13 protein-coding genes are annotated in these 15,855 nt (G+C 74.6%); 6 read left to right on the plus strand and 7 right to left on the minus strand.

The genetic code is table 11. The features are described from left to right. Window positions 1–11: 11 nt before the first annotated feature. From EV386_RS00365 to EV386_RS00380, 4 genes are all read right to left on the minus strand, one after another. Window positions 12–3,410 (minus strand): pyruvate carboxylase, encoded by a 3,399-nt coding sequence (locus EV386_RS00365; RefSeq protein ID WP_130416674.1) that lies wholly within the window; start codon window positions 3,408–3,410, stop codon window positions 12–14. Window positions 3,411–3,678: 268 nt separating this feature from the next. Then, window positions 3,679–4,722, minus strand: coding sequence for an SH3 domain-containing protein (locus EV386_RS00370; RefSeq protein WP_130411304.1), 1,044 nt, complete (start codon window positions 4,720–4,722; stop codon window positions 3,679–3,681). A 663-nt stretch (window positions 4,723–5,385) separates the two neighbouring features. Beyond that, window positions 5,386–6,153 (minus strand): SDR family NAD(P)-dependent oxidoreductase, encoded by a 768-nt coding sequence (locus EV386_RS00375; RefSeq protein ID WP_242607756.1) that lies wholly within the window; start codon window positions 6,151–6,153, stop codon window positions 5,386–5,388. Then, window positions 6,138–6,992 (minus strand): fumarylacetoacetate hydrolase family protein, encoded by an 855-nt coding sequence (locus EV386_RS00380; RefSeq protein WP_130411306.1) that lies wholly within the window; start codon window positions 6,990–6,992, stop codon window positions 6,138–6,140. The genes EV386_RS00375 and EV386_RS00380 overlap by 16 nt, the downstream gene beginning before the upstream one ends. Before the next feature lie 165 nt (window positions 6,993–7,157). Between EV386_RS00380 and EV386_RS00385 the strand changes: the two genes are divergently transcribed. Genes EV386_RS00385 through EV386_RS00395 form a run of 3 tightly spaced genes read left to right on the plus strand, consistent with a single transcriptional unit; the run spans window position 7,158 to window position 10,220 of the window. Then, window positions 7,158–8,441 carry an enolase C-terminal domain-like protein gene (locus EV386_RS00385; RefSeq protein ID WP_130411308.1) on the plus strand — a complete coding sequence of 428 codons (1,284 nt, stop codon included), beginning with the start codon at window positions 7,158–7,160 and terminating at the stop codon, window positions 8,439–8,441. Next, complete coding sequence (locus EV386_RS00390) at window positions 8,434–9,405, plus strand: aldo/keto reductase (protein WP_130411310.1); 972 nt, start codon at window positions 8,434–8,436, stop codon at window positions 9,403–9,405. Before EV386_RS00385 ends, EV386_RS00390 begins: the two co-directional genes overlap by 8 nt. Then, a complete protein-coding gene (locus EV386_RS00395) occupies window positions 9,402–10,220 on the plus strand; it encodes an amidohydrolase family protein (protein ID WP_242607757.1) in 819 nt (272 codons plus the stop codon). Before EV386_RS00390 ends, EV386_RS00395 begins: the two co-directional genes overlap by 4 nt. On the opposite strand, the gene EV386_RS00400 is transcribed toward EV386_RS00395, so the two are convergent. After that, window positions 10,202–10,915 (minus strand): FadR/GntR family transcriptional regulator, encoded by a 714-nt coding sequence (locus EV386_RS00400; RefSeq protein WP_130411312.1) that lies wholly within the window; start codon window positions 10,913–10,915, stop codon window positions 10,202–10,204. The genes EV386_RS00395 and EV386_RS00400 overlap by 19 nt on opposite strands. 90 nt (window positions 10,916–11,005) lie before the next feature. Next, window positions 11,006–12,931 carry a VanW family protein gene (locus tag EV386_RS00405; RefSeq protein ID WP_130411314.1) on the minus strand — a complete coding sequence of 642 codons (1,926 nt, stop codon included), beginning with the start codon at window positions 12,929–12,931 and terminating at the stop codon, window positions 11,006–11,008. A 270-nt stretch (window positions 12,932–13,201) separates the two neighbouring features. On the opposite strand from EV386_RS00405, the gene EV386_RS00410 reads away from it, so the two are divergent. Further along, the gene (locus EV386_RS00410) at window positions 13,202–13,792 is read left to right on the plus strand and encodes a biotin transporter BioY (RefSeq protein WP_130411316.1); all 591 of its coding nucleotides are present in this window, start codon (window positions 13,202–13,204) and stop codon (window positions 13,790–13,792) included. Between the two features lie 268 nt (window positions 13,793–14,060). After that, a complete protein-coding gene (locus tag EV386_RS00415; protein ID WP_130411318.1) occupies window positions 14,061–14,549 on the plus strand; it encodes a dsRBD fold-containing protein in 489 nt (162 codons plus the stop codon). 19 nt (window positions 14,550–14,568) lie between these two features. Here EV386_RS00415 and EV386_RS00420 read toward each other — a convergent pair whose 3' ends face one another. Further along, window positions 14,569–15,240, minus strand: coding sequence for a vitamin K epoxide reductase family protein (locus EV386_RS00420; RefSeq protein WP_242607758.1), 672 nt, complete (start codon window positions 15,238–15,240; stop codon window positions 14,569–14,571). Between the two features lie 86 nt (window positions 15,241–15,326). Here EV386_RS00420 and EV386_RS00425 point away from each other — a divergent pair, with 86 nt between their 5' ends. After that, on the plus strand, window positions 15,327–15,839 hold the full coding sequence (locus tag EV386_RS00425) for a DsbA family protein (RefSeq protein ID WP_242607759.1): 513 nt from the start codon (window positions 15,327–15,329) through the stop codon (window positions 15,837–15,839). The last annotated feature ends 16 nt before the right edge of the window (window positions 15,840–15,855 follow it).

Here is a 15,855-nt window from a genome sequence, read left to right on the forward strand (position 1 = left end):
CGCGCGGCGGCTCAGACGAGCACCAGCACCAGGTCGCCGCCCTCGACCGGCTGGGCGCCTGACAGCACGACGCGCTCGACGACGCCCGCGATCGGCGCGGTGATCGCGGCCTCCATCTTCATCGCCTCGATGGTCGCGACGGTGTCGCCGGCGGCGACCGTCTGGCCCGCCTCGACCCCGACGGTCACGACGCCCTGGAACGGCGCGGCGACGTGCCCGGGGCGCGCGGGGTCGGCCTTCTCGGCCGCGGCGACGGCCGCGGTGACCGAGGTGTCGCGCACGCTGGCGGGCCGCAGCTGGCCGTTGATGGTCGCGAGCACGGTGCGGAAGCCCTGCTCGTCGGGCTCGCTGATCGCCTGGAGGCCGAAGATGACGGTCTTGCCCTCCTGGAGCGTGACCGGGTGCTCCTCGCCCTGGCGCAGCCCGTAGAGGTACTCGCGGGTCGGCACGACGGACAGGTCGCCGTACCTCGCGCGCGACTCGGCGTACTCGCGGGTCGGGCCGGGGAAGAGCAGCTCGTTGAGCGTGCGACGGCGGGTCTGGCCGTCCGCGGCGAGGTCCGCCCGCTGCTGCGCCGTGAGCGCCTGCGGCGCGGGGGTGTGGCCGCGCCCCGCCAGGGCCTTGGAGCGGAACGGCTCGGGCCAGCCGCCGGGCGGGTCGCCGAGCTCGCCGTTGAGGAACCCGACGACGGAGCGGGGAATGTCGAACTTGCCGGGGTCGTCCGCGAACTGCGCCGGGTCGGCGCCCACGGCGACCAGGTGCAGGGCGAGGTCCCCGATGACCTTCGACGACGGGGTCACCTTGGGGATGTTGCCGAGGATGTCGTTCGCCGCCGCGTACATGTCCTCGATCTGCTCGAACTTCTCCCCGAGGCCCAGCGCGATGGCCTGCTGGCGCAGGTTGGACAGCTGGCCCCCAGGGATCTCGTGGCGGTAGACGCGACCGGTCGGCGCCCGCAGCCCGGACTCGAAGGGCGCGTACGCGCGCCGCGTCGCCTCCCAGTACGGCTCGAGCGCGTTGACCGCGGCGAGGTCCAGCCCGGTCTCGCGCGGGCCGTGGTCGGTCGCGGAGACCAGCGCGGACAGGGGTGGCTGCGAGGTGGCGCCGGCCATGGAGGCGGTCGCCGCGTCGACGGCGTCGACCCCCGCGTCGATGGCGGTCAGCAGCGTCGCGAGCTGGCCTCCCGCGGTGTCGTGCGTGTGCAGGTGCACCGGCAGGTCGAAGCGATCGCGCAGCGCGGTCACGAGGGTGCGCGCTGCGGGGGCCCGCAGCAGGCCCGCCATGTCCTTGATCGCGAGCACGTGCGCGCCGGTCTCGACGATGCGCTCCGCCAGCCGCAGGTAGTAGTCGAGGGTGTACAGCCGCTCGCCCGGGTCCGACAGGTCGCCGGTGTAGCACAGCGCGACCTCGGCGACGCCAGTCCCGGTCTCGCGCACCGCCTCGATCGCCGGGCGCATCTGCTCGACGTCGTTGAGCGCGTCGAACACGCGGAAGACGTCGACGCCGGTCGCCGCGGCCTCCTCGACGAACGCCCGGGTGACGTCGGTCGGGTAGGGCGTGTACCCGACCGTGTTGCGCCCGCGCAGCAGCATCTGCAGGCAGATGTTCGGCACGGCCTCGCGCAGCGCGGCCAGGCGCTCCCACGGGTCCTCGGCCAGGAACCGCAGCGCCACGTCGTAGGTCGCCCCGCCCCAGCATTCGAGCGACCAGAGCTGAGGTGTGGTGCGTGCGACGTGGCCGGCCACCGCCACCAGGTCACGGGTGCGCACACGGGTGGCGAGCAGGCTCTGGTGCGCGTCACGGAACGTCGTGTCCGTGACGGCCACGTCGTCGCGCGCGCGCAGTCGCCGCGCGAACTCCTCGGGGCCCACCGCGCGCAGCAGTTGGCGGCTGCCGTCAGGCACGGGCGCGTCCCGGTCGATCGGCGGGAGCTTGGCCGACGGGTCGACGCTGATCGGCGCCGGCCCGTAGGGCTGGTTGACGGTCACGTCGGCGAGGTAGCTGAGCAGCTTGGAGCCGCGGTCGCCCGAGCCGCGCGCCTGGAGCAGGTGCGGGTGGGTCTCGATGAACGACGTCGTCGCCCGGCCTGCGGCGAAGTCGGGGTCGGCCAACACCGCCTGCAGGAACGGGATGTTCGTGGAGACGCCCCGGATGCGAAACTCGGCCACGGCGCGGCGCGCCTTCTGCACGGCCTGCTCGAAGGTGCGGCCTCGGCAGGTGAGCTTGGCCAGCATCGAGTCGAAGTGGGCCGAGACCTCGGCGCCGGTGTACGACGTGCCTCCGTCGACGCGGACGCCGCCGCCGCCGGGGGAGCGGTAGGTGGTGATGACGCCGGTGTCGGGTCGGAAGCTGTTGGCCGGGTCCTCGGTCGTGATGCGGCACTGCAGCGCCGCGCCGCGCAGCGTGACGGCGTCCTGCGCGAGCCCGAGGTCAGCGAGCGTCTCGCCCGCCGCAATGCGCAGTTGCGACTGCACGAGGTCGACGTCGGTGACCTCCTCGGTCACGGTGTGCTCGACCTGGATGCGCGGGTTCATCTCGATGAACACGTACTGGCCGCGCGGGTCGAGCAGGAACTCGACCGTGCCGGCGTTGCGGTAGCCGATCTCGCGCGCGAACCGCACGGCGTCGGCGCACATGCGCTCGCGCAGGCCGGGCGGCAGGTGCGGGGCGGGGGCGATCTCGACGACCTTCTGATGCCGTCTCTGGACCGAGCAGTCGCGCTCGTACAGGTGGATCACGTCACCGGCGCCGTCGGCGAGGATCTGGACCTCGATGTGGCGCGGGTCGACGACCGCCTGCTCGATGAAGACGGTGGGGTCGCCGAACGCGCTTTGCGCCTCGCGCATGCAGGTCTCGATCGCCTCGCGCAGGTGCGCGGCGGCCGGGCCGGGCTCGTCGACGCGCCGCATGCCGCGCCCGCCGCCGCCGGCGACGGCCTTGACGAAGAGCGGGAACGGCAGCGCGGAGGCGGCCTCGATCAGCGCGTCCACGTCGGTCGACGGCGCGATGGACGCGAGTGTCGGCACTCCGGCCGCCCGCGCCGCGGCGATCGCGCGCGCCTTGTTGCCCGTCAGCTCCAGCACGTCGGGGCTCGGGCCGACGAACGTGATGCCCGCCCGGCGGCACGCCTCGGCCAACGCGGGGTTCTCCGACAGGAAGCCGTAGCCGGGGTAGACGGCGTCGGCGCCCGCACGCTGTGCGACCCGCACGATCGCCTCGGGGTCGAGGTAGGCGCGGACGGGGTGGCCGCGCTCGCCGATCTCGTACGCCTCGTCGGCCTTGAGACGGTGCTCGGACCGGCGGTCCTCGTGCGCGAACACCGCGACCGTGCGGGCGCCGAGCTCGTAGGCCGCGCGGAAGGCGCGGATCGCGATCTCCCCGCGGTTGGCCACCAGGACCTTGGAGAACATGCGCGGACCGGAGCCTTGCGGCTGAGACGTCATCGTTACCCCATCGTTCGTCGTCGGCGGTGGGCCCGTCGACGCACCTCGGGCCGTCGCCCTCACCAGCGGGCGACGGGAGCGATGCGGTCAGCGGGGGCCGTGTGCGGCGCCGAGACTGTCGTGATCGTCCGGTGACGGTCGGCGACGACGCCCCGACGACCGGATGGGGAATGTACCACGCAGCGCGCAGGGGCCGAGCCGCGGGCGTTCGGCCCGACCGGAGGGCGTGACGCGCTCAGGCCGCGACGAGCCCGACGACGCGCATGGAGCCGTTGGCGTAGCAGGACTGGATCATGACCGACCCGCTCAGGCCGATCACCTGGTCGGCGCCGTTCTCCAGGCCTGCGGCGACGTCGCGGGAGCTGACCACGCGGTAGACGCCGAGGCCCTGGATCTCGACCAGGTCGCCGACGCGCAGGGCGAGGACGGGCTTGCCCCCGCAGTGGCGATGGATCGCGAGGTACGTGACGCCGAGATAGTCGCCGACCCCGCGCACCTGGGTCAGCCCGCCCGTGCAGGCGTCGATCGCCGCCTGCGCGACGCCGTCTGCCGAGTTGGCCAGCCACGTCCGCCACGCAATGGGCGCCGGCTGCGCGTCATGCCCGGGTCGCTGCTCGGTCGCGGGTGGGGGTTCGGGGGCCTCGCGGGTCGCCGGCTCGACGCTCGTGAGGTAGGCGCCCGAGACGAACCCGCCGTCGAGGAGCCGGTAGAACGAGCCCCCACGGCCGTTGACCGTGACGCGGGCGCCCGCGCGCAGGACGCCGACCTTCGCATGGCCGGTTCCCGGGCCGGCGCGGACATTGAGCGTGGTCGTGGTCCACAGATCCCGCGCCGCGATGCTCTCCACGGCGATGTCCTCCACGGCGACGTCAACGGCCGCGACGGCCTGCGCGGGGGTGGCCTGCTCCTGCGCGGCCTCGGCGGCCGCGCGCTCGGCGGCGGCCGCCTGCTGCGCTGCCGCCGCTTCGGCTGCGGCCTGCTCCGCGGCCTGGCTGGCGGCGGCCTCCTCGGCGGCCGCGCTCTCGGCGGCCGCCAGCGCCGCGGCCTCTCGCGCGGCCTCGCGCGCGGCGGCCTCTTGCGCCGCGATCGCCTGCGCGACGGCGGCGCACTGGGCCTCGGCGCGCTCGCGCTCCAGGCGCGCGCGGTCGGCCGCGCTGAACGTCACCGACGGTGGTGCGGCAGCGGGCGTGGGCGGGCTCACCGCGGTGGCGGCGCACAGTGCGCCGCTGACGCCGATCGCGGTCAGCACGGTGGCGGCGCTGTGGGCGAGGCTTCTCATCGTGGTCCTCCGTGAGCGCGACGAGCCGCTGGGCTCGGCCTCCAACACGTGGAGCGGGGGCACCACAATTCTTTGTCGCAGGGAAGGATTTTGAGAGGTATGGATCTTACGTCCCGTCGTCTTATCCATGCCATCACGGGTCATGCGGGAGTATTGCGAGAATGCGGCCAGACTTCGCGCATGGTGACGAATGGCTCGCGACTCACCGACCCGGCCGGTGCGCGCCGTGCGGGCCCCGTCCCGTTCGCGCGCCGCCCGTTCGGCGGCCGAGGCCCGGGCTGACCGGCTGCGGGGAGGCGGCCCGACGGCGGCGGCACGTCCTGGCGCAGTGCGGCGTCTGCGTCGACCCGGCCCGCCGGGTCGACGCGCCCGCCCCTCATCTCTGCGCAGGTCAGCGCGCTCGTGGCGGCCCGCTGGCGGCGGTCACGTTGTCGCGGGCGGCGCCTGCGTTCACCGCGGCGCAGCGCCTCGCGCCCGTGACGGCGCGGTCGCCACGACCGATCGCGCAGGCGCCGGGCGGGACGCCAACGATGCCGGCGGCGACGTCGTCGGGAGGACGACGGGGGGTCGATGTGCGGCGCCCGACGACCCCGCGCACACTTCGCATAGCATTCCCCGAACTGCTTTGGTGAGAATGTCGCGCCTTGTGCGCGCACTGTCACCTCAGGCGCGTGGCCGCATCCGCAGGTCGTTCATCCCGCCGTCGACGGCGATGGCCGTGCCCGTGGTCGATCCGGCCGTGGGGCTGGCCAGGTAGGCGACGGCGTCGGCGACCTCCTGCGCCTCGACCAGCCGTCCGTGCGGCTGGCGTGCCTCGAGCGCCGCACGCTCGGCGGCCGGGTCGTCGGCCCTCGCGAGCAGCCGACCGATCCACGGCGTGTCGGCCGTGCCGGGGTTGACGCAGTTCACCCGGATGCCCTCGCTCAGGTGGTCGGCGGCCATGGCTCGCGTCAGCGCGAGCACCGCCCCCTTGCTGGCGCTGTACAGCGCGCGCTGCGGCAGGCCCGCGGTCGCGGCGATCGAGCCGGTGTTGACGATGGCGGCCGCCGGCGAGCGGCGCAGGTGCGGCAGCGCCGCGCGGGTGACCCGGACGGCGCCGAGCACGTTGACGTCGAGCACGCGCCGCCACTCCTCGTCGGGGTTGTCGGCGACGGTGCCCTGGGCGCCGACGCCCGCGTTGTTGACCAGGATGTCCAGGCGGCCCAGCTCGCGCACCACGGTCGCTACCGCGTCGCGCACGCAGGCGTCGTCGGCGACGTCGGCGCGCACGCCCAGCGTGCCCGCCGGGGCTGCGGCGGGGTCGAGGTCGAGCACGGCGACGCGCGCGCCGCGGGCGGCGAGCGTGGTGGCCACCGCGGCGCCGATGCCGCTCGCGCCACCGGTGACGACGGCGACCAGGCCGTCGAGGTCGCCGCTCACGATCGCGTCCACGCGCGGAACTCCTGGCGCTGGCGGCCCAGGCCGTCGATCGCGAGCTCGACGACGTCGCCGGGTGCGAGGTACGGGAACCGCCCGCTGAGCGCGACGCCCTGCGGCGTGCCGGTCAGCAGCAGGTCGCCCGGTTCGAGCGTGAGGTACTGCGACAGGTGGTGCACCAGGTGTTCGACGCCGAAGATCAGGTCGGCCGTCGTCGAGTCCTGGCGGGGCTCGCCGTTGACCCAGCTGCGCAGCCGCAGGCCGCGGTGGTCGACCTCGTCGGGCGTGACGAGCCATGGCCCGGTCGGGGTGAAGCCGGGGGAGCACTTGCCCTTGCTCCACTGCCCGCCCGACTGCTCCAGCTGGAAGGCGCGCTCCGAGACGTCGTGGACGAGCACGAACCCGGCGACGTGGCCCAGCGCCTCGTCGGGGGAGTCGAGGTAGGCCGCGCGGCGGGCGATGACGACGCCGAGCTCGACCTCCCAGTCGGTCTTGACGCTGCCGCGCGGGATGGTGACGGCGTCGTGCGGCCCGACGACGGTGTTCGGGGTCTTGAGGAACACCACCGGGACCGAGGGGGGAGCGGAGCCGGACTCGGCGGCGTGCGCGGCGTAGTTCATGCCGACGCAGATGACGGCGCCGGGGCGCGCGATGGGCGCGCCGACGCGCAGCCCGGCCGTCTCGATCGCGGGCAGTGCGCCCGCGGCGAGCGCGGCGGCCACGCGCTGGGGGCCGTCGCCCGCCAGGAACGCGCCGTCGATGTCGTCGGTGAGGCCGGACAGGTCGTAGGCGGTCTGGTCGTCGATGAGCACGGGGCGCTCGGCGTCGAGCGGGCCCAGGCGGGCGAGTCTCATGGTGCTCCCGTTCGCGGCGTTCGGCGGCGCCGGGTCGGAGGGTCGGATGTCTGAGGCAGACTAGGGCAGGCGAAAGGGCTATGTCACCCCGTTGACGCACCAGACATCAGATGTCTACGGTGACGGTGTGTCACCACACGGTGGCCGGCACCCGAAAGGAGCGCCGTGAGCCGCTTCACCGCGTTCGTCACCGACGACGTGCGGTTCCCCACGTCGCAGTCGCTCGACGGCTCCGACGCCATGAACCCCGACCCCGATTACTCGGCCGCCTCCCTGCGGCTGGGCTCCGACGCCGGCGACGGCCTGGAGGGACACGGCTTCGTCTTCACCATCGGCCGCGGCAACGACGTCCAGGTTGCGGCGATCGAGCTGCTGCGCGACCACGTCGTGGGCCGCGACGTCGAGGCGACCCTCGCCGACCTCGGCGGGCTGTGGCGCGAGCTCGCGCACGACAGCCAGGTGCGCTGGCTCGGCCCCGAGAAGGGCATCGCGCACATGGCGATCGGCGCCGTGGTCAACGCGATGTGGGACCTGCGGGCCAAGCGCGAGGGCCGGCCGCTGTGGCAGGTCCTCGCGTCCTTGAGCCCGGCCGAGCTGGTCGACCTGGTCGACTTCCGCTACCTGTCCGACGCCCTGACGCCCGGCGAGGCGCTCGAGCTGCTCGAGAAGGCCGCGCCCACACGCGCTGATCGCGAGGCCGAACTGCTGCGCTCGGGCTACCCCGCCTACACCACCACGCCCGGATGGCTCGGCTACGACGACGCCAAGCTTGTGCGGCTGTGCCGGCAGGCCGTGGCTGACGGCTTCACCCAGATCAAGCTCAAGGTCGGCGCCGACCGCGACGAGGACGTGCGCCGCCTGGCCCTGGCGCGCGAGGCGGTCGGACCCGCCGTCGCGATCGCCGTCGACGCCAACCAGCGCTGGGACGTGGCCGAGGCGATCGAGTGGACCGCCGCGCTCGCGCCCTACGACGTCGCGTGGGTCGAGGAGCCGACCAGCCCCGACGACGTGCTCGGGCACGCCGCGATCGCGCGCGGCGTGCGGCCCATCCCCGTGGCGACGGGCGAGCACGCGGCCAACCGGGTCATGGTCAAGCAGCTCCTGCAGGCCGGAGCCGTCGAGGTGCTGCAGATCGACGCGTGCCGCGTCGCGGGCGTCAACGAGAACGTCGCCAACCTGCTGCTGGCCGCCAAGTTCGGCGTGCGCGTGTGCCCGCACGCGGGCGGCGTCGGCCTGTGCGAGGTGGTCCAGCACCTGGCGATGTTCGACTACGTCGCCGTCTCCGCCTCGACCCAGGGCCGGTTCGTCGAGTACGTCGACCACCTGCACGAGCACTTCGTCACGCCCGCCGTCGTCGCCCAGGGCCGCTATGTGGCGCCGACGGCGCCCGGCAGCGGGGCCGAGATGCTCGCCTCCTCTCTCGAGGCCCACCGGCGCCGCCATGCGTGACGACGACCTGCTGCGTCGCCTCGCCGGCGCCGGACGCCTGGGCTACGGCGCCGCGAACGTCGGCAACCTCCACCGCGCGCTGTCCGACGACGACGCGCGCGCCGTGCTCGACGCCGCGTGGGAGGCGGGCGTGCGCCACTACGACACCGCGCCCCACTACGGCCTGGGCCTGTCCGAGCGCCGGCTGGGCGAGTTCCTGCGCACCAAGCCGCGCGACGAGTTCCTCGTGTCCACCAAAGTCGGGCGCCTGCTCGTTCCGCACCCCGCGGGCGCGGGCGCCGACGACCTGGCGAACGGCTTCGCGGTTCGGGCCGATTGGCGGCGCGTGTGGGACGCCTCGGGCGCGGGCGTGCGCCGCAGCCTGGAGGAGTCGCTCGGGCGGCTGGGCCTCGACGCCGTCGACATCGTCTACCTGCACGACCCGGAGCGGTACGACCTCGACCGCGCGTTGGGCGACGGGCTGCCCGCACTCGCCGCGCTGCGCCAGGCGGGCCTGGTGCGCGCGGTCGGCGTCGGGTCGATGGACCGCGAGGCGCTGACCCGTGCGGCCCGCTCCGGGCTGGTCGACCTGCTCATGGTCGCAGGCCGCCACACGCTCGCCGACCCGGGCGCCGGCGACGACGTGCTGCCCGCCTGCCGCGAACACGGTGTGCGCGTCGTGGCCGCCGCCGTGTACAACTCCGGCCTCACCGCGCGCTCGACGCCGCCCGACGACGCGCGCTTCGACTACGGCCCCGCGCCCGCGGCGCTGCTCGCGCGCGTGCGCCGCATCGCCGAGGTGTGCGCGGCGCACGGCGTCGACCTGCCCGTCGCGGCGACGCAGTACCCGCTGCGCGCCGACGTCGTCGACGCCGTCGTGATCGGCGGCGCCCGCCCCGACCAGGTGCGCGCCAACGCCGTCCGCCTCGCCACCCCCGTCCCGCAGGCACTGTGGGACGACCTCGCGCGCGCGGGGCTGGCGTGATCGTCGACGCCCACCTGCACGTGTGGGACCGCACGGTGAGCGAGTACGCCTGGATCCCGCCGGGCCCGCTCGCGCGGAGCTTCGGCCTCGACGACGTGCGCGTGGCGCTCGCAGCGGCGGGCGTCGAGGCGGTGGTGCTCGTCCAGGCCGAGGACTCCGAGGCCGACACGCACGCGATGCTCGCCGCGGCCGGCGACCCCCTGGTCGCGGGGGTCGTCGGCTGGGTGCGGCTCGACGACCCCACGACCGCGGCGGCCCAACTCGGCGCCTACGGGCGCCGTCTGTGCGGCGTGCGCCACCTGGTGCATGACGACCCGCGCGACGGCCTCCTCGACCTGCCCGCGGTGCGCGCGAGCCTGCGCCTGGTGGCCGAGGCGGGGCTCGCGTTCGACGTGCCCGACGCCTGGCCGCGCCACCTGGGCGCCGTCGCGGCGCTCGCGGACGCGCTGGAGACGCTGCCCGTCGTCGTCGACCACCTGGGCAAGCCGCCGCGCGGGACCGACGCCATGGACGCCTGGGAGCGCGCGCTGCGCGCCGTGGCGGCGCGCCCTCGCGCGGTCGCCAAGGTCTCGGGGCTGGCGCGGCCCGGGCAGCCGTTCACGGCGCAGGCGCTGCGACCCGTCTGGGACGTCGCGCTCGACGCGTTCGGACCCGCGCGGCTCATGTACGGCGGTGACTGGCCGATGACGGCGCCCGAGGGCGGGTACGGCCCGCACTGGGCCGTGGTGCGCGAGCTCATCGACGAGCTCAGCCCGGCCGAGCAGGCCGACGTGCTGGCCGGGACCGCGACGCGGACCTACGCGCTGCGTCGCTGAGACGTCCGATCCGGCTCCTGCGGCGCCGTCATGGCGCGCGCGAGCCACCGCTCCACGCCCGCGATATGCACGGTCAGGCACGCGCGCACCAGGTCGGCGTCGCCCGCCGCCATCGCCTCGACGAGCGCGCGGTGCTCATCGAGCGTGCGCCCGACGGCGTCGGACTCGGTGAGCCCTCGCCACACGCGCGCGCGGTGCGTGCCGCCCGAGAGCTGGTCGAGGATGCCGCTGAGGTAGGAGTTGCCCGACAACTCGGCGATGCGGCGGTGGAACGCGAGGTCGTGCGTGACCAGGTCTTCGACCGACGTGGTGTCGACCGCGGCGACGAGCGCGCCCAGCGCGGCGATGTCGTCGCGTGACGCGCGGCGCGTCGCGAGCGCTGCGGCGGCCGGCTCCAGGAGGCGCCGCACCTCGAACAACTCAAGCAGCGTGCTGTCGCGGTGCAGGTCGACGATGAACCCGACGGCCTCAAGCAGCAGGCGCGGCTCCAGGCTGGTGACGTAGGTGCCGTCGCCGCGGCGCACGTCGAGCACCCGGATCACCTCGAGCGCCTTGACCGCCTCGCGCAGCGAGCTTCGCGAGAGCCCGAGCCGCTCGCTGAGCTCCTTCTCGGGCGGCAGCCGGTCGCCCGGGCCGAGCTCGCCTGTCAGGAGCATCTCCTTGATCTTGACGATCGCCTCGTCGGTCACGGCCATGGGGCCGAGTCTAGGCGCCAGACATCCGATCTTTGTGCGCGTCGGGGAGCGGGGACGGGCCGCGCGTCGGGTCAGCCCGGGCCGCCGTCGTCAGTACGGGTGGCAGGCCACGCCGTGGTCGGGACGGTACGTCCAGGTGTGCGCCGTCTCGCTCACGAGGGTGCTGCCGCGGAACACCCGGCGCGTGTTGGTGATCGTGAAGCCGTCCTGCCCGACCGGGCTCGGCGCGCAGTTCGCGTCGGTCGAGACGTTGACGGTGGCCGGTCGGATGTTGCGCTTGGGGCCGGCGACCGACTCGACGCGGAAGTGCTCGGTGCCCCAGATCTCCACATGCAACTGCCCACCGCTGACCCACGAGCGCAGCACGGCGCCGTAGGGCGTGTTGTTGCGGAAGCGCAGGTCGATCGAGCCGGTGAAGATCGTCGCCTCGCGTCCGGCGGGATAGCGGGGGATCCAGACCGAGTGCGGCTGACGCTCGACGATCTCGAACCCGGCGAAGTGGGCGGCGTTGTAGACGTTGGTCGCCATCTGCGACAGGCCGCCGCCCAGCCCCGGCACGAGCCGTCCGCCCACGATCACCGGCGCGTTGCCGAACCCGCGCGCGGGCGTGATCGGACCGAGCGCGTCGAGCAGCGAGAACGTCTCGCCGGGGCGCACCAGCGTGCCGGTGAGCAGTTCGGCGCCGCGCCGCAGGTTGTTGGTCCGCACGGCGTCGGCCGTGACCCCGGTCGAGAAGCTCGCGACGACCTCGCTCACGCCGAGCGCCTCAAGCGCCTCGCGCGTGCGCTCGGGCGCCTGCTCGACCAGGTCGACCTGCGCCGTGCGACCGGCCCCGGAGGCGTCGGCCTCCTCGAAGAGGGCGGCCGCGCCCACCGCGGTCGCCAACGCGTCGGCGTCGAGCGTGGTGCCCGGGACGCCGCCGGCGATCTGGGGCCGTCCGGCCGCGAAGGTGAAGTGCGCGTTCTGCGGGGCGGCGAGCAGGCCGGTGGTGCGCTCGACGACGGCGGTGTGCAGCGCCTCGCCGTCGAACCCGACGACCAGTTCGCCGGCAGCGGGCTCGAAGGCCGCCGCGTCCGCGAGCACCGCGGCGGGCAGTTCGGGCCGCTGCCCGGCGACCTCGACGACGACGGGCGCCGCGACGATCTGGCGGGCCTGGGCGTAGGCGGCGTCGGTCGCGTCCTGGCCGATCGCGGGGGGCACGGGCTGCGCGGGCACGTCCAGCGGACCCGTCTCGACCAGCCAGCGCGAGGCGAGGGCGTGTGCGGCGTCGTCGGGAGCGACGTGCGAGCCCTCCTGGGCGGCGGTGGTCACGGCCTGCGCGTCAGCGAATCCGACAGACCCGTCGACCGGCTCGACCTCAAGCCGCTCGGCGAGGGTCAGGGCGGCGGCGTCGAGTCGGGCGCGGTCGACCAGCACGACCGGATCGGCCTCGTTGTGGCCGTCGATGTGCGCCCACAGGCGCAGGGGGTGCAGGGAGAAGCCCGTGAGCCGGTCGACGGTCGCGGCGGCGTCGAACGCGAGTCCCGCCTCAGCCGGGTCGACGGTCGCGCTCGCCGTCGCGGCGACCAGTTCGACGGGCTCGCCGACTCGGTCGGCGAGCGCGTCGTCGAGGGCCGTGACCGCGGCGTCGCGGGCGAGGCCGCCCAGGTCGACGCCTGCGACGGTGGTCCCCGCCGGGACGCGGCTCGACGCGAGCCATTGGGCCCCGGCGTAGGCGCCCGCCAGCACCGCGACGCCGGCCACGCCGGCGAGCGCGCGGCGCCTGCGGCGCGAGCGGGCAGCGCCGTCCATGGGCTCGGCGGGCGTCCCGGCGGCCGTCGCCGCTGCGGGCGTCTCTGCGGCGGGTGGGGTTGCGCTGGGCGGCTCGGTGGCCGGAGCCGCTTGCGGCCCGGCGGCGGGCGGTGGGACGGCGGGCAGCGCGAGGGTGACCGCCGTCGAGCGGGGGGTGCGCGGGCCCTGGCCGGCGCGCGGGGTCAGCGGCGCGGGCGCGAGGTCGCGCTCGGTCGAGTGGCCCATCGGGACGCTCCGTACGGTGGGTGGGGCAGCGGCGGGCGGAGGGCGGCAGCCACTGCGGGACAGCGAGCCGCGGGCAGCGGCCTGGTCGAGCCGACCCTAAGGGGCCGATGGCGCCGCGGAGCCGCCCCGTCGCGCTCGTGTGCGGGCTGGCGGCGGGCGGTGACCGTCCGCCCCGTGCCCGAGCGGCGGACTGTCCAGCCTGTGGGCACTTGCCCGGATCTGTCCCGCTCGGGCTTTCCAGCGGCGCGTCCTTCTGGAAAAGTGCGACCCATGTCGCAGACCCTCACCGCCACGCCGTCGCGCACCCTCGTCGAGATCCTGCCCGCCGGGAGGGTCCGCACCGTCGCCGCCGTCGTCCTCGGCGCCGTCGTCGTCGCCGCGCTCGGACAGGTCGCCGTCCCGCTGCCGTTCACGCCCGTCCCGCTCTCGCTCGGCACGCTCGCCGTGCTCGGTGTGGGCGCCGCGCTCGGGCCGCGGCTCGCGCTTGCGTCGGTCGGGCTGATGGTCCTCGCGGGTATGAGCGGGCTGCCGGTCTTCGCGGGCGCCACGAGCGGCTGGGCGTTCGCCTCGTTCGGCTACGTGCTCGGCTACCTCCCGGCGGCCGCGCTCATGGGTCGGCTCGCGCGCTCGGGCGGCGACCGCTCGGTGTGGCGCACGTTCGCGGGCGCGGCCGGGGCCAGCGTGCTCGTGTACCTGGTCGGCGCGCCGTGGCTCGCCGTCTACGCCCACCTCGGGCTCGCCGAGACCCTCGCCGCGGGTGTGACGCCGTTCCTCGTGGGCGACGCGATCAAGTCGGCCATCGTCGCGGGCATCCTGCCGTCCCTGTGGGCCGCCCAGCGCTTCGTCGCCGCCCGCCACTGACCGCCCGAGCCGCCCCAGCATGTCGGTGTAGGGGTTCGGCTCGGCGACTGCGGTCCAGCAGCATGCCCGTGCTCGCCGCCATCGACGCGCGAAAGGCGCCAGCACGTCGTCCGCGAAGCCGGCCGCCCAACCGCCGCTGCATGACGCCGTCGAGGGTGACGCTCTCAAAGACGCTGATCGTTCCCATCGGGCCTTCCCCTCCCAGGAGCCAGCCTCGCGGGCCATGATGGAGGGCACCACTCGACGGCGAGCAGGCAGGAGTAAGCCCATGAAGGCGACGGTGGGGGATCGGATCATCCGAGCGTCGGGCAAGGTCGACGGCACGGTGCGCGATGGTGTGGTCACCGAGGTCAGGGGCGCGGACGGCGCGCCGCCCTACACGGTGCGCTGGTCGGACACCGGAGAGGAGTCGCTGGTCTTCCCGGGCGGCGACTGCCTCGTCGAACCGGTCGACGCGCAGGCCGACGTGGCACAGGTGGAGGTCGCACACCCGCGAAGCCGCTCGTGGGTGGTGCGGGTGGCGCTCGTCGAGTCGGGACCGAGCACGACGGCGGAGGCGACGCTCGTCGCGGGCGACGTCGGCAGCCTGCGGGCCGTCGGGCGGGCGCAGAAGGACCCCGCCGACGCCGAGGTCCCCGTCGTCGGCGATGAGATCGCCGCCGGGCGGGCGCTGCGGCGCCTGGCCGACGCGCTGCTCGGCCAGGCAGAGGCGGACATCGCGGCGTCGACGGGCACGCACGGCCACGTCCACACGTGAGCAGGGCGCGCGCGCCGCGTCAGCCCAGGAGTGAGCCGCCGTACTTGAGCAGCACGATCGCGACCGTCGCGATCAACCAGGCGGCCAGGAGGAAGCCGAGGCCGCCGCTGCGCACGACCGACATCGCGACCCGTTGGACGCGGGGCGGCCAGTGGAGGTTGTTCTCCAGGATGTTGAGGTGCAGCATCGAGAAGAAGACCACCGTGGTCGCCAGTTGCACCGTCAGGCACCAGACGCACAGCGCGTGGATGGTGAACACGGCCTCGAAGAACAGCCAGTAGGCGAACACGAACCCGAACAGGTAGATCGTCTGCGCGGCGATCATGAACCACTTCGGGAACCGCGTCCCGGCCAGGCCCAGCACCGCCACCGTGATGACGACCGGCTCGGCCGCCAGCCCCAGGAACGCGTTGGGGAAGCCGAACAATGACGCCTGCCACGACAGCGCGACCGTCGAGCACGAGAAGATCGCGCTGAAGTCGCACGCCAGGGAGGCCGCGGGATCACGCGCGAGGTTCACCGCCTCGGTCGACAGCACGAACGCCGCGAACAGTGAGATGAGCGCGCCGACGAGCATCTCGCCGAACAGCCAGCGACGGGAGTGGAAGAAGCCCGACGGTCGCAGGTCGCCGTCGGGCGTCGTGTCGCCGGGCGTCAGATCGTCCGGGACGGTGGTGGGCGCTGTGGTCAACAGGGCTCCCCTGATCGTTTTCGGGAGTGTCGCGGTCGTGGTCAGGCTAACGCGCGCCCCTGCGCGCGCGATGGCAGTCTGACACGGTGAGCGACCCGCACGTACTCGGCGCCCCGCTGGCCCCGGTGACGATCGTCGAGTACGCCGACCTGGAGTGCCCTTACTGCCGGGCCGCGGCGCCCGTCCTGCGCGAGGTCGTGGAGTCCTCGCAGGGCCGCGTCAGCCTTGAGTTTCGACACTTCCCGCTGTTCGAGACACACCCGCACGCGCTGACGGCGGCGCTCGCCGTGGAGGCGGCCGCCGAACAGGGCCGATTCTGGGAGCTGGTCGACGAGCTGTTCGCTCATCAGGACAGGCTGACCGACGAGGACCTGGTCGAGCACGCGCACCGCGTGGGCCTGCCGCGGCCGCACGAGGTCGCGGGCCCCGTCGCGCAGCGCCACGCCGAGCGTGTGCGCGAGGACTACGCCACGGGTCTTGCGGCCGGCGTCGACGGCACGCCGACGATCTTTGTCGACGGCGTCCGGTTCCGCGGCCGCCCGACACCGGAGCGCCTGCGCGAGGCCGTCGAGCGGGCGGCGGCCGCGCGGTTCAGCTGACCATCCCGGCGCCCCG

The sequence above is a fragment of the Xylanimonas ulmi genome, from assembly GCF_004216535.1.
Classification (GTDB): Bacteria; Actinomycetota; Actinomycetes; order Actinomycetales; family Cellulomonadaceae; genus Xylanimonas; species Xylanimonas ulmi.